This window comes from Amycolatopsis sp. lyj-90 (assembly GCF_046549035.1).
In the GTDB taxonomy this organism is placed as follows: Bacteria; Actinomycetota; Actinomycetes; order Mycobacteriales; family Pseudonocardiaceae; genus Amycolatopsis.
Genome location: NZ_JAJPWP010000006.1, coordinates 444,987 through 458,103, shown reverse-complemented (window position 1 = coordinate 458,103; position 13,117 = coordinate 444,987). Strand labels below are relative to the sequence as shown.

Here is a 13,117-nt window from a genome sequence, read left to right as displayed (position 1 = left end):
AAGGGGCACGTCAGGGTTACATTGGTCTTGTTCGAACAGACGTTCGACATTCGGTGAGCGCGCACCGGTAGGTGCCCGGAGCGGGGGCGGGGGAAGCGCCTCGGCACCGGGCACCGGCCGGCGCTCACGTACAGGAGGAGGGTCGTCATGTCCGTTTCGGTCGTGTCCCCTGACGAAGCCGAGAGGCCGGGGGGCACCGCGCAGCCCGCCCTGCCGATGTCGTTGCGCCCGCCGGCACCACCCGCGGCGGTCTCCTTGTACGCGCAGGCAAGGCGTGGCCTTGGCGAAGCAGAGCGGGAGACCGATCCCGCGGAGCGGTTCATCGGGGCGTACCTCGCCGCGCTGCGGGGCGCCGCGGCGGTGCTGGAGGCACGCGGCCGTCCGCACCGGGGCCGGGCCCGCCCGGCGAGCGGCTGGGTGCTGCTCGACTCCGTCGCGCCCGAGCTCAAGGAGTGGGCGGCGTTCTTCGCGGCCAACTCCGCGACGCGGGCCGCCGCGCAGGCGGGCATCACCGGGAAGGTCACCGTCGACATGGCCGACGAGCTGGTGCGTGCCGCCACCGTGTTCCTGGAATTGGTGCGACGGGTGGTGCACGGGCTGCCGATGGGTGATTCGGCGCATGTGGCCTAGGCCACCGCGGAGAGGGGGTGCCCGATGGCCGGGCAGGCCATGATCGACCAGGGCAGGTTCCTGGAGGTGATCGGCGCCGAGACCGAGCTGATGGCTCAGGTGGCGCACACCGCGTCCGCGGACGCGCCGGTCCCGACCTGCCCCGGATGGACCCTCGGTGAGGTGCTCCGGCACGTGGGCAGCGTGTACCGGGTCACCCGCCGCTGGATCACCGACGGGCGGCGTCCCGAGCACTGGCAGCGCAAACCGGGGCCGGGACAGACCCTGGAGGAGTACTTCCGCGAGGGCCGGGACGAACTCGTCGCCGAACTGTCCGCGCACGACGCGGACGAACTGGCGCCGACCTGGTGGCCGGCGGACCGCAGCTACGGGTTCTGGCGGCGGCGGATGGCGCACGAGGCGACGATCCACCGGATCGACGCGGAGAGCGCGGCCGGACGGGACGTGTCGGAGATCCCCGAAGACGTGGCGCTCGACGGGATCGACGAGGCACTGACGCTCTGGTTCGGCCAGCGGCTGCCGTTGCTGGGACTGTCCGGCACCAAGACCGGATCGGTCGGCGTGCGCACCGCGGGCCACCACTGGATCGCCAGGGCCGGGCCCACGGAAACGATCGCCTGGCGATGCTCGGCCGAGGAGGCCCGGCGCGCGGACGATCTGGTCACCGGGCAGCCGGACAAGATCTACCGCTGGCTCTGGGGCCGGGCGGGTCCGACGGCGGTGACGGTCAGCGGAGACCAGGACATGGCGGGACAACTCTGGGCCCTTTTGCGGCTCGCGACCCGATGACCGGTCGGTGGGGAAGCCAAACCGGTCAGAAATGTCGGTGGTGCCGTCTAGATTCACCGGTGTGGCGGTACAGCTGGTGAATCTGGTCTTCGACTCGGCCCTTCCCAGAGATCTGGCGGGTTTCTGGGAAGGGCTGTTCAGCTGGGACGCCCCGTTCCAACCGGCCTTCCGCTCCGAGGCGGGCCCCAAACGGGGCAAGAACCGGCTGCATCTGGATCTGGCGAGCCGTTCCCTGGAGCACCAGGCCGAAGTGGTGGACCGCGCGCTGTCCCTCGGCGCACGGCACATCGACATCGGCCAGGGGCCGCCGGAGGAGAAACGGGTGCCGTGGGTGGTGCTGGCGGATCCCGAGGGCAACGAGTTCTGTGTCCTCGAGCCCCGCGAGCAGTACGCGGGCACCGGCGCGCTCGCGTCGGTCGTCACCGACGCCCTCGATCCGGAGCGGCTCGCGCGGTTCTGGTCGGCCGCGCTGGGCTGGCGGATCGGGGTCCGGGAAGAGTCGGTCGTGGGTCTGCGGCCGCCGGACGGCCGCGGCCCGTGGATCGAGTTCCTCGCCACGGACGAAAGGAAACGGCACCGGAACCGGCTGCGGTTCGAGGTCGCGCCACGGCGAGGCAGCAGCCGCGTGGCCGAGGTACGGCGCCTGCGGGAGCTCGGCGCGACAGGGCAGTTCGGTCAGGCGATGGTGGACCCGGAGGGCAACGAATTCAGCGTGCTCACGCGGCGCTGAGTTGTTTCGCCCGGTTGTTTCATCGGAGTTGCGTGGCGGGGCCGAACGCTGACCTGAGCGAAACACCCGCGCCGTGGGCAGGCAACAACCGGCCGGGAACGTTGAGGTCATGGAGACTTATCGAGTCCTGCCGGCCCAGATCCACCCCGGAGAAGAGACCACGGCCGCGTCCGCCTGGCGGGTCCGGATCCGCGTGGACGACCGGCCGGGCACCCTGGCCAGGATCGCGATCCGGCTCGCCGACCTCGAGTGCAACATCCTCGGGCTGTCGGTGCTCCCGGTGCCCGGCGGCGTGCTCGACGAGATCGTGCTGCGGCCGGCCACCGGCCTGCCCCGGCAACTGCTCGTCGACGCGATCCGTGACGAAGGGTGCGAATGCTCCGCCGTCATCGACGCGGATCTGGCCGAACTGGTCGATCCGGCCACCGCGACGCTCACCGCGGCCAAAAGAGCCGTCGATGAGCCCGGTGGCCTCGCGGAGGTGCTTCGCGGCGTTCTCGCGGCCGACGTCGTCACGAAGGTCCCGTCGATCGAGGCGAACCCTGCCCGCACGGAGGGCGGGCACCGGGCGGTGTTCGCGGCGGGGGACGGCACCGCGTTCGTCGCGCGCCGCCGGTGGTCGCCGTTCGTCGAACTGGAGCTGAGCCGGGCCGTCGCGCTGACCGGCCTGATGACCGCCGTCCGCGACAACGTGACCGGGCCGATCGTGCTCGACCGGCCCGATGGCGCCGCGATAATCCTGCGGAAGGGCGTCCCCGGTGACGCGGAGGCGGTGTCCGCGCTGCACCAGAGATGCTCGATGACCACGCTTTTCCACCGCTATCACACCGGAATGCGCGCCGTGCCGCGCCGCTGGCTGCACCGGCTGCTGATGCCGCCGCGCGGAAGCAGCCTGCTGGCGGTCTGCGGTCGTGACGTGATCGGTCTCGGCCAGCTGATCCCGTCGGCCGACGGCGGCGCGGCCGAAGTCTCGCTCCTGGTCGAGGATTCCTGGCAGCGCCAGGGCATCGGCTCGGCCCTGCTGAGCAGGCTCGCCGTCCTCGCCAAGGCCACGGGAGAACGCGAACTCGCCGCCGTCTGCCTGCCCGGCGACGACTCCCTCTACCGCACCGCCGCCCGGATCGGCCTGCGCCCCGAACGCACCCCCGGGGACTCCGGCACCCTGCGCTTCCGCCTCCCCGACCCGCGCGTCCCAGAGCCCCGCGTTTAGTCCTCTGGTTGCGGTCGTTCGGCTACTTGCGGTTCCAGAACCAGTCTTTGCCGCGGGCCTCGCCCAGCGCCCGCTTCTTGCGCTCGGCGGTGAGCCGGTCCAGGTAGAGCTTGCCGTCGAGGTGATCGGTCTCGTGCTGCAGGCACTGCGCGAGGACGTCGAAGCCTTCGACCTCGATCGGCTCGTTGCGCAGATTGACACCGCGCACGACGGCCCGTTTCGCGCGGACGACCGGGAACCACAGTTCCGGCACGGAAAGGCAGCCCTCGCCGATCTCGTGGGTCTCCTCGGAGAGTTCGGCGATCTCCGGGTTGATCACGTAGCCGGTCAGCCCGCCGACGTCGTAGCTGAACACCCGCAGGCCGACCCCGATCTGCGGTGCCGCGAGACCCGCGCGCCCCGCCGGTTTCACGCCGTCCATCAGATCGGTCACGAGCGACTCGATCTTCTTGTCGAATGTCGTGACCGGATCGCATACGGTCTTGAGCACGGGATCCCCGAAGTAGCGCAGGTCGCGCATCACCATGTTCGAACGTCCTTCTCCGCAGGTCTGGGCGGCAAGTCTAGGCCCGCAGGCGCAGCCCCTTGGGAGTCGCCCGGAATCCCGCCTCCTGAAGGACGGCCGAAAGCTCGGAGGTGAGCGCCACCTCGCCGTCGGCCTTCTGCACCGCGAGCTGCCCCAGCCAGCCTTCCCGGACCGCCGTGGACAGGGCCCGCGCGGCCGAACGCAAGGTGTCCTGATCCTCGGTGAAACTCAGCAGCGACCGGCCGCCGCGTTCGACGTACATCGCCGGGACGCCGTCCACGAGCACCGCCAAGGCACCCGCTTTCCTGGCCGGACGGTGCTTCGTGTCGCCCGTCGCGGCGGGCCACGACAACGCGGCGCCGTAGGGCTGGGCCGGGTCGGCGGCGGCGAGCACGACCGCCCCTTCCTGGGTGGTGCGCTGGTTCCCGGACTGCGCGCGCAGCCTGTCGACGGCGCCCTTCGCCGCGAACTGCGCGGCGCCGAGTCCTTCGACGACGTAGCCCCGGACGACCTGACCCGAGTCCTCCATCCCGCGCAAAACCTTGTAGATCCCGGAAAAACCGCCCGTCACCCGCTCGGTGTCGAGCGCGCCCCTGGTGAGCACGCCGTGCCGTTCCAGGAAGGCCTCGGTCCGCGCGTGGGCACGCCTGGTCGGATCCGGTTCGCGCTCCGGGGTCAGCGCCCAGCGGCCGGCCACCATCGGCGGCCCGGAACGCGACGGCATCGCCGGTCGCCCGGCGCGAAGCCGCGCGTAACGGCCCCGAGGTGCCTGGCGCCGGGGTTTGTGGGCCGCGCCGGAACCGGAGACCCGCGCCCGCAGCGGCCCCAGCGTGTCCCCGGTGACCAGCCCGGCCCACACCAGATCCCACAGCGCGTCGACGACTTCGCCGTCGTTCGGCGGGGTTTCGACCAACGGCGACGCCCGGTCCACGAGCTGGCGGAAGAACTGCGCCCCACCCTCCAAAGTGGACAGGATCGCCGCGTGGAGCGGGCCGGAGGGCAGATCGTCGTCGAGGTCGGGCAGCAACAGATCGGCGACGTCCGTCGGCGCGAGCGCGAGCCAGCCGTCCCCGCCGGACAGGGAACCGCAGCCACACCAGGTGACCTCGCCCGCCGTGGTGAGTTCGTCGAGCAGCGAGGGGGTGTAGCCGGGCAGCCTGCTCGGCAGGATCAGCGACTCGACCGCGCTCGCCGGGAGCGGGGCGCCCGCCAGTTGCTCGACCACGGACAGCACGTCGTCCGCCGTCGGCGCCGAACGCACTCGCGCGCCGATACCGTGCCACGACGGCAGGAACCGGCCCAGCGCCGCCGGTTCGACCGGCTCCACCTCGGCTCGCAACCGAGCCAGCGACGCCCGCCGGAGCCTGCGCAGCACCGACGAGTCGCAGAACTCCATGCCGACGCCGTGGGTTTCCGGATGCCCGACCGGGCTCAGTTCGCCCCGGACCAGCCTGCCCTGTGCGGTCAGCCTGTCCAGCACGCCGGTGACCACGGCCGTCCCCAGCCCGAACCGCTCGGCGGCTTGCCGGGCGCTGAACGGGCCACGGCTACGGGAGTAGCGCGACAGCAGGTCGCCGACGGGATCCTCGACCGGTTCGGTGAACGCCTCCGGCACCCCGACCGGCAACGCGGTGCCCAGCGCGTCCCGCACCCGGCCCGCGTCCTCGATGGCGATGAACCGTTCGCCGCCGCCGATGCGGACCCGGATCACCCGCCGCGCGGATTCCAGTTCCTCCAGCCACTCCCGCTGGATGCCCCGCGCGGCGGCCTCCTCGATCGAGAGATCTCCGAGGAACCGCAACAGATCCGCGGTTTCTTCGGCGTTGCGGGCGTGCCTGTCGGGATCGAGCCGCTGCAGGGAGCGCTCGACTTCGGCGACGACCTCGGCGTCCAGCAGTTCCCGGATCGCCTCGGTGCCGAGCAGTTCGGCCAGCAGCGTCGAATCCAGCGCCAGCGCCGCCGCGCGCCGTTCCGCGAGCGGGGCGTCGGTCTCGTACAGGAACATCCCGACGTAGCCGAAGAGCAGGCTGCGCGCGAACGGCGACGCCGACGGCGTCTCGACCTCGACCAGCTTGACCTTCCGCGACCGGACGTCGGCCATCAGTTCACGCAGCCCGCCGACGTCGTACACGTCCTGCAGGACTTCCCGCATCGCTTCCAGCACCACGGGGAACCGCTCGTACTTGGCCGCGACCGAAAGCAGCTGCGACGCGCGCTGCCGCTGCTGCCACAGCGGCGTGCGACGGCGCGGATCCCGGCGGGGGAGCAGCAGCGACCGCGCCGCGCATTCCCGGAACCGCGCGGCGAACACCGCCGAACCGCCGACCTCGGTGACGATCAGCTGCTCGACCTCCTCCGGGTCGAGCAGTACGTCCTCGACGCCGATGGTGATTTCCGAGCCCTCGGAGTCCAAGGCCTCCGGCAGCCGCAGCACGATGCCGTCGTCGGAATGCGCCACCTGCGCGTCGACCCCGCGGTTCTCCCGCAGCCTGGCCGCGATCGCGAGCGCCCACGGCGCGTTGACCTGAGCGCCGAACGGGGAGTGCAGGATGACCCGCCAGTCCCCGAGTTCGTCGCGGAAGCGTTCCAGCAGCACGGTTTTGTCGTTCGGCACATGCCGTGTCGCGGCCTTCTGCTCTTCCAAGTAGCCGAGCAGGTTGTCGCACGCGTACTCGTCCAGCCCGGCGACGGCGGCGCGTTCCCTGGCCACCGAAGGCTCCGAAGTGGACAGTTCTCGGACGAACGCGCCGAGCGCGCGCCCCAGTTCCAGCGGACGGCCGGGAGCGTCGCCCTTCCAGAACGGCATCCGCGCGGGCTCACCCGGCGCGGGCACCACGATCACCCGGTCGTGGGTGATGTCGGTGACCCGCCAGGAGGAGGTGCCCAGCAGGATCGTGTCCCCGACGCGGGACTCGTAGACCATCTCCTCGTCGAGCTCACCCACGCGCGACCCGGGTTTGCCGTCCCCGCCCGGCGTCATCACGGTGAACAGGCCGCGGTCGGGGATCGTGCCGCCCGAGGTCACCGCCAGCCGCTGCGAACCCGGGCGGCCGTGCAGTTCACCGCTGACCCTGTCCCAGGTGATCCGCGCCCGCAGTTCACCGAACTCCTCGCTGGGATACCGCCCGGCGAGCATGTCGAGCACCGCGGACAGCGCGTCGTCCGGCAGGGAGGCGAAGGGCGCCGCGCGGCGGGCGAGGGCGGCCAGCTCGTCGACCGTCCACGATTCGAGCGCCACCATCGCCACGATCTGCTGCGCGAGCACGTCCAGCGGGTTTCGCGGATACCGCACCGCCTCGATCGCGCCGGACGCCATCCGTTCCGCGACCACCGCGCAGGAGACGAGGCCACCCCGGAACTTCGGGAACATCACCCCGCTCGACACCGCGCCGACCTGGTGCCCGGCCCGGCCGACGCGCTGCAGCCCCGAAGCGACCGTCGGCGGCGCCTCGATCTGCACGACGAGATCGACCGCGCCCATGTCGATGCCCAGTTCCAAGGAGGACGTCGCGACGACGCACGCGAGGCGGCCCGTCTTCAGTTCCTCCTCGACGTGGGTGCGTTGCTCCCGCGACATCGACCCGTGGTGCGCCCGCGCGATCACCGGCGCCGCGCCGGTGGTGAGCCCGGACTGGCCGATCGCCTCGGCCGGATACCGCTGGTCGGGCTCCAGCTCGGTCTGTTCGGCGACGAGCTCGTTGAGCCGGGCCGTCATCCGCTCGGTGAGCCGCCGTGAGTTGGCGAACACGATCGTCGACCGGTGCGCCTGGATCAGTTCGAGGACCCGTTCCTCCACCGCCGGCCAGATCGACGGCCGCCGCGGGGTGCCGTCGATCGCCTCCAGCGCGCCGGGGAGCTGGGCGAGACCGGCATCGAGGTCTTCGTTCTGCTTCGGCCCCTGTGGACTGTCGAGAGTGGACATGTCCTCGACCGGGACCTCGACGCGGACCTCGATCGTCTTCGCGAGCTTCGGCTGGACGACGGTGACCGGCCTGCCGCCCGCCAGGAACGAAGCGACCTCGTCGATCGGCCGGACCGTCGCCGACAGCCCGATCCGCTGCGCGGGCTTCTCCAGGAGGGCGTCGAGCCGTTCGAGTGAAAGGGCCAGATGCGCGCCGCGTTTGCCGCCCGCGACCGCGTGCACCTCGTCGATGATCACCGTCTCCACGCCGCGCAGCGAGTCTCGCGCGGACGAGGTGAGGATGAGGAACAGCGACTCCGGCGTGGTGACCAGCACATCCGGCGGCGTTTTACCGAAGGAGCGCCGCTCGGCGGCGGTGGTGTCGCCGGTGCGCATGCCGACGCCGATGTCCGGCACCGGCAGCCCCAGCCGCCGCGACGCCTGCGAGATACCGGCCAGTGGCGCGCGCAGGTTGCGCTGGACATCGACCGCCAGCGCCTTCAACGGCGAGACGTAGAGGACACGGCAGCGTTTCCGCGGCTCGGACGGCGGCGGCTCGACCGACAGCCTGTCCAGCGCCCAGAGGAACGCGGACAGTGTTTTACCGGACCCCGTCGGGGCCACGACCAGCGCGTGTTCCCTCGCGTGCGCGGCACGCCACGCCCCTTCCTGCGCGCGGGTGGGCGCGGCGAAGGCCCCGGTGAACCAGTCCCTGGTCGCGGGGGAGAAGAGGTCGAGTACGTCTGCCACGTTCTCCATAGTGCGCCGGACCACCGACAGTTTCGCTCCGAGGGCTGTGACACGGCACCCGGACGGGGACGAGTTCGGCGGGTTCCGCACGTACGGTGACCTCGCTCATGGGAGCATCACGGCCAGCGCGGCCGGATCGGTACTGGGGCGGCCGCCGTTCGTCTGTTGAAGGGGTATGAGCTGTGCGGATCCTGTCGGTGGACCTCGGGACGTCCAACACCGTGGCCGTGCTTTCGGCGCACGGGAGGCCGCCGCGGGTGGTCGAGGTCGACGGCTCGGCCAACATGCCGTCCGCGGTGTTCGCCACCGAAGACGGCACGATCATGGTCGGCCGCGACGCCGAACGCCGCGCCCGCCTCGACCCGACCCGCTTCGAGCCCAACCCCAAGCGCCGCATCGACGAGCAGACGCTCCTGCTGGGCACCGACGTCATCCCGGTCACCGAGGTGCTGGCCGCGATCCTGCGCCGCGTCCTCGACGAGACCACCCGCCAGCTCGGCGGCGAACTGCCCGACGAGGTCCGGCTCACCCACCCCGCGCAGTGGGGCCAGACCCGCCGCAACGTGCTCCTGTCCGCCGCCCGGCTCGCCGGGATGGGCGGCAACCTGGTGCTCGTCCCCGAGCCGGTCGCCGCGGCCGCGCACTTCGCGTCGTTCCCCGGCAAGACGCTCGCGCCGGGGCAGGCGCTCGCCGTGTACGACCTCGGCGCCGGCACCTTCGACGTCGCCATCGTCGGCGCGACGCCCAACGGCGGCTTCACCGTCGTCGCCGAAGACGGCCTTCCCGACCTCGGCGGCCTCGACGTCGACCAGGCCCTCCTGGTGCACGTCGGCCGCGAGGTCTCGCACAGGGATCCCCAGCGCTGGCAGCGGGTCCTGCGACCCGAGTCCACCCCGGACCGTCGTACGCGACGCGCGCTGCAGGAGGACGTGAAGGCGGCGAAGGAGGCCCTCTCACGGCACCCGCAGACCGAGGTCCCGATGCCGGAGCCGTTCGAGGACGTCCTGGTCACGCGAGGCGAACTCGAAGCGCTGGTGCGGCCGTCGATGCTGCGCAGTGTCGAGCTGATGGCGCGGGTGGTCCGCTCCGCCGGGATGACCCCGGACCGGCTCGCCGGTATCTACCTCGTCGGCGGTTCGAGCAGGCTTCCGCTGGTCGGCAGCCTGATCGCGGAGAAGCTCGGCGTCGTCCCCGGCAGCCTCGACCAGCCCGAGACCGCTGTCGCGCTCGGCGCGCAGCACGTCGCCTCCGACGGGATCAGCACGCGTACGCAGGGCGTCGAAGGCCAGGTCGCGGCGGGAACCGGCGCGCACCAGGTCGGCCCCGGCGTTTCGGGCCCGTACGCGCCGCCGCAGCAGGTCGCGTCGATCCCCGGTTACCAGAGCGGACCCGGCCAGTCCGGCGGCTTCCCGCAGTCGGGCTACCCCAACAGCGGCCCGCAGCAGGTGCAGCAGCCCGCGCCGACGAACTTCCCGACGTACTCCCTGGCCGGGCAGACCCCCGCCGACAAGGCACCCGCGAGCAAGAAGAAGCCGCTCGTCATCGGCGCCATCGCGGCGGTCGTCGTGCTGATCGCCGCCGGGCTCGTGTACTTCCTGACGGCCTCGTCGGCGACGACCTACACCGCCGACGAGTGCAAGACGGCGAGCTCGGCCGACGACAAGGGCCTCACCGGCTGCCTGCGCCAGCTCGCCGGGAAGATCGCCGACACCGGCGACTGCAAGCCCGGGATGGGCAACGGACCGGCCAAACCGGCGGAGAACCTCGGCGTGACGTCGACCTGTTCCGCGCCGGGGCGCGCCGGGACCCAGGTGACCTACCTGCAGAGCGATTCCGCGGAGAAGCTCAAGGCCTACACCGACGGACTGCTCAAGGCGGCGGGCGGCGACCGCACCGAGGCCAAGTGGGCGGGCAACGCCCTCGAAGGCCAGTACTCCTCGGCCGCCGGGCGGAACGCGGCCGTCCTGGTGTTCACCGTGACCGACCGGCCGCTGGTCGGCTTCATCTACCAGGTCCCGGCCGAAGGACAGACCCCGACGCCGGGTGAACTGGCCGACTACTTCGAGAAGAGCGTCCAGCCGGGGGAGTAGCTGGGTTCGGGCGGAAGTCCGTGAAGGGCTCCTTGAGGGACCCAGGGTCCCTCAAAGTTCCCCTCGTACGCTCGGAACCGCACCCTTGGCCTCAAGTGACCTCATGGCTGCGGCGCTTGAAGGCTCTTCCCTCGGCTGAGCCGAGGGAAGTCGATCTTCGCGCCTTCCCAAGTACGTGAAGGACCCCTTCCTTGCGTCTAGCGCCAGGGTCTCGGCGAAGTCGGCTATCCGCACGTGTCAGGTTTCGAACGTTTTCAGCGGGCTGGTTGTCGCATGGTGGGGTCGTGAGTGACAAAGAGCGTTAGAACGACTCTTACCGCTCACGACCTCCTCGCGAACCGCCTAAATCGGGCAAAGATGCGCCGGAAGTGTCCTCGGCGGACATTCGGGGAGTGTGTCAGGCCATGGATGAAGAGCCCCACTCCGTCACCCCTGCTGCCAGCGGATAGCCGACTTTGCGGGAACCCTGGCGCTAGACGCAAGGAAGGGGCCTTCACGTACTGCAGGCGATCAGGGTACCGAATCGCAGGGGGCTCGTGAGTGGCTAGAACGGACCGGTATTTGCCTACCCACACCTGGCCAGCGCACATGCGAACTGGCAGCGGCGGCGCGGTCGAGCGTGAAGGAATCGGGACGTCGAGTGTCCCAAATCCTTCATCGTCGAGGTGCGTTCCGGTCTCTTGGGCTTGATCAACGGAGGATTGGGGACACTCAACGTCCCCAATCCTCCGTTGATCAAGACCAGCCCACTCCCCGTACCCGTCGAGCGGGGAAGATTCCGGACGTTGAACGTCCCCAATCCTCCACGCTCGCCCACGTCAGCAACCAGAACAAGCCCACCGAGATGGCATCGGGATCCAGTGGGTAGGCAAACACGGGTCCACCAACCGTCCTAGCCACTCACGACCCCAAGCTCGCCCACATCGGCAACCAGGGGCCTTCACGCGTTTCGAGCCGGAGCCCGGGCTAGACTCCGTCCGATGCGTATCACGGTCTTCCGGCGGCTGATGGCCGACGAATTCGGTCCCGGACGTGCGGAAACCCTTTCCAGGGATCACGTCTTCGGTGAACTCGGGGGCCGGACCGTCGAACAGGCCCTCGCCGCGGGAACCTCGGCCAAGGACGTCTGGCGGGCGGTCTGCGATGCCTTCGAGGTCCCGCAGGAACGGCGCTGACCTCGGTGAAAGGGCAAGAACTCTAGCGCGACGGCGTGTCGGCCACGGGCTCGAACACACGTTCGTCTAGGGTGTTGTCCACAACGGGGTCAGCGATCCACAGCTTGGGCGCGAGGCCTGGAATTGTCGGTGGTCGCCCGTAGCGTCGGACCCGACAGCTCAGAACTGAAACAAGCCTTACCGGCTCAACCAACGAGGTGGACTCCATGGCACCAGCAGCACCCGACAAGGACAAGGCGCTCGAACTGGCCCTCGCCCAGATCGACAAGCAGTACGGCAAGGGCTCGGTCATGCGCCTCGGCGAAGAGGGCCGTGTGCCGATCGAGGTCATCCCCACCGGTGCCATCGCCCTCGACGTCGCGCTCGGGATCGGTGGCCTGCCCCGCGGCCGGGTCATCGAGATCTACGGTCCGGAGTCCTCCGGTAAGACCACCGTCGCGCTGCACGCGGTCGCCAACGCGCAGCGGAACGGCGGCATCGCCGCGTTCATCGACGCGGAGCACGCGCTGGACCCGGATTACGCCCAGAAGCTCGGCGTCGACACTGACGCGCTGCTGGTCTCCCAGCCGGACACCGGTGAGCAGGCGCTCGAGATCGCGGACATGCTGATCCGCTCCGGCGCGCTCGACATCCTGGTCATCGACTCGGTCGCCGCGCTCGTGCCGCGCGCCGAGATCGAGGGCGAGATGGGTGACAGCCACGTCGGTCTCCAGGCCCGGCTGATGAGCCAGGCGCTGCGGAAGATGACCGGTGCGATGAGCAACTCCGGCACCACCGCGATCTTCATCAACCAGCTGCGCGAGAAGATCGGCGTCATGTTCGGCTCCCCGGAGACCACCACCGGTGGTAAGGCGCTGAAGTTCTACGCGTCGGTCCGGCTGGACGTCCGCCGCATCGAGACGCTGAAGGACGGCGGCGAGCCCGTCGGTAACCGCACCCGCGTCAAGGTCGTGAAGAACAAGGTCGCGCCGCCCTTCAAGCAGGCCGAGTTCGACATCCTGTACGGCAAGGGCATTTCGCGCGAGGGCTCGCTGATCGACATGGGTGTCGACCAGGGCATCCTGCGCAAGTCCGGCGCCTGGTACACCTACGAGGGCGACCAGCTGGGCCAGGGCAAGGAGAACGCGCGCAAGTTCCTGCTCGAGAACCCGGACATCGCCAACGAGGTCGAGAAGCGCATCAAGGAGAAGCTCGGTATCGGTGCCGTCGTCGACGCCGAAGCCGCTCCCGCGCCGGTCGACTTCTAGGAGCCCCCGGACCCCCGGCCGTGGTCGTGCCGGGTGGATGACTTGCGACTGGAGTGAGAGCTGAATGCG

General features: G+C 70.5%; 9 protein-coding genes. 7 read left to right on the top strand and 2 right to left on the bottom strand.

The window, feature by feature from the left end; all coding sequences use genetic code 11:
- Positions 1 to 147: 147 nt before the first annotated feature.
- The 4 genes from ACLJPX_RS25405 (at position 148) to ACLJPX_RS25390 (ending at position 3,359) form a co-directional block, all read left to right on the top strand.
- A complete protein-coding gene (locus ACLJPX_RS25405) occupies positions 148 to 630 on the top strand; it encodes an SAV_6107 family HEPN domain-containing protein (protein ID WP_410602271.1) in 483 nt (160 codons plus the stop codon).
- Positions 631 to 654: 24 nt separating this feature from the next.
- Complete coding sequence (locus tag ACLJPX_RS25400) at positions 655 to 1,419, top strand: maleylpyruvate isomerase family mycothiol-dependent enzyme (protein WP_410602269.1); 765 nt, start codon at positions 655 to 657, stop codon at positions 1,417 to 1,419.
- A gap of 61 nt (positions 1,420 to 1,480) precedes the next feature.
- Positions 1,481 to 2,149: a VOC family protein gene (locus ACLJPX_RS25395; protein ID WP_410602267.1), complete on the top strand. Its 669-nt coding sequence runs from the start codon at positions 1,481 to 1,483 to the stop codon at positions 2,147 to 2,149.
- Between the two features lie 109 nt (positions 2,150 to 2,258).
- A complete protein-coding gene (locus ACLJPX_RS25390; RefSeq protein ID WP_410602265.1) occupies positions 2,259 to 3,359 on the top strand; it encodes a GNAT family N-acetyltransferase in 1,101 nt (366 codons plus the stop codon).
- 22 nt (positions 3,360 to 3,381) lie between these two features.
- On the opposite strand, the gene def is transcribed toward ACLJPX_RS25390, so the two are convergent.
- Both def and ACLJPX_RS25380 read right to left on the bottom strand, forming a co-directional pair.
- The gene (gene def, locus ACLJPX_RS25385; RefSeq protein WP_101606374.1) at positions 3,382 to 3,885 is read right to left on the bottom strand and encodes a peptide deformylase; all 504 of its coding nucleotides are present in this window, start codon (positions 3,883 to 3,885) and stop codon (positions 3,382 to 3,384) included.
- Between the two features lie 37 nt (positions 3,886 to 3,922).
- A complete protein-coding gene (locus ACLJPX_RS25380; RefSeq protein WP_410602263.1) occupies positions 3,923 to 8,545 on the bottom strand; it encodes an ATP-dependent helicase in 4,623 nt (1,540 codons plus the stop codon).
- A 173-nt stretch (positions 8,546 to 8,718) separates the two neighbouring features.
- Between ACLJPX_RS25380 and ACLJPX_RS25375 the strand changes: the two genes are divergently transcribed.
- The 3 genes from ACLJPX_RS25375 (at position 8,719) to recA (ending at position 13,048) form a co-directional block, all read left to right on the top strand.
- Positions 8,719 to 10,626, top strand: coding sequence for an Hsp70 family protein (locus ACLJPX_RS25375; RefSeq protein ID WP_410602262.1), 1,908 nt, complete (start codon positions 8,719 to 8,721; stop codon positions 10,624 to 10,626).
- 980 nt (positions 10,627 to 11,606) lie between these two features.
- Positions 11,607 to 11,801 carry a DUF3046 domain-containing protein gene (locus ACLJPX_RS25370; protein ID WP_410602261.1) on the top strand — a complete coding sequence of 65 codons (195 nt, stop codon included), beginning with the start codon at positions 11,607 to 11,609 and terminating at the stop codon, positions 11,799 to 11,801.
- Between the two features lie 206 nt (positions 11,802 to 12,007).
- Positions 12,008 to 13,048 carry a recombinase RecA gene (gene recA / locus ACLJPX_RS25365; protein ID WP_101606377.1) on the top strand — a complete coding sequence of 347 codons (1,041 nt, stop codon included), beginning with the start codon at positions 12,008 to 12,010 and terminating at the stop codon, positions 13,046 to 13,048.
- Positions 13,049 to 13,117 lie beyond the last annotated feature (69 nt).

Bases quoted from the DNA above. Each gene is read 5' to 3' on its own strand.
- ACLJPX_RS25405 (WP_410602271.1), top strand. From the start codon at position 148: ATGTCCGTTTCGGTCGTGTCCCCTGACGAAGCCGAGAGGCCGGGGGGC.
- ACLJPX_RS25400 (WP_410602269.1), top strand. From the start codon at position 655: ATGGCCGGGCAGGCCATGATCGACCAGGGCAGGTTCCTGGAGGTGATC.
- ACLJPX_RS25390 (WP_410602265.1), top strand. From the start codon at position 2,259: ATGGAGACTTATCGAGTCCTGCCGGCCCAGATCCACCCCGGAGAAGAG.
- def (WP_101606374.1), bottom strand. From the start codon at position 3,885: ATGGTGATGCGCGACCTGCGCTACTTCGGGGATCCCGTGCTCAAGACC.
- ACLJPX_RS25380 (WP_410602263.1), bottom strand. From the start codon at position 8,545: ATGGAGAACGTGGCAGACGTACTCGACCTCTTCTCCCCCGCGACCAGG.
- ACLJPX_RS25370 (WP_410602261.1), top strand. From the start codon at position 11,607: ATGCGTATCACGGTCTTCCGGCGGCTGATGGCCGACGAATTCGGTCCC.
- recA (WP_101606377.1), top strand. From the start codon at position 12,008: ATGGCACCAGCAGCACCCGACAAGGACAAGGCGCTCGAACTGGCCCTC.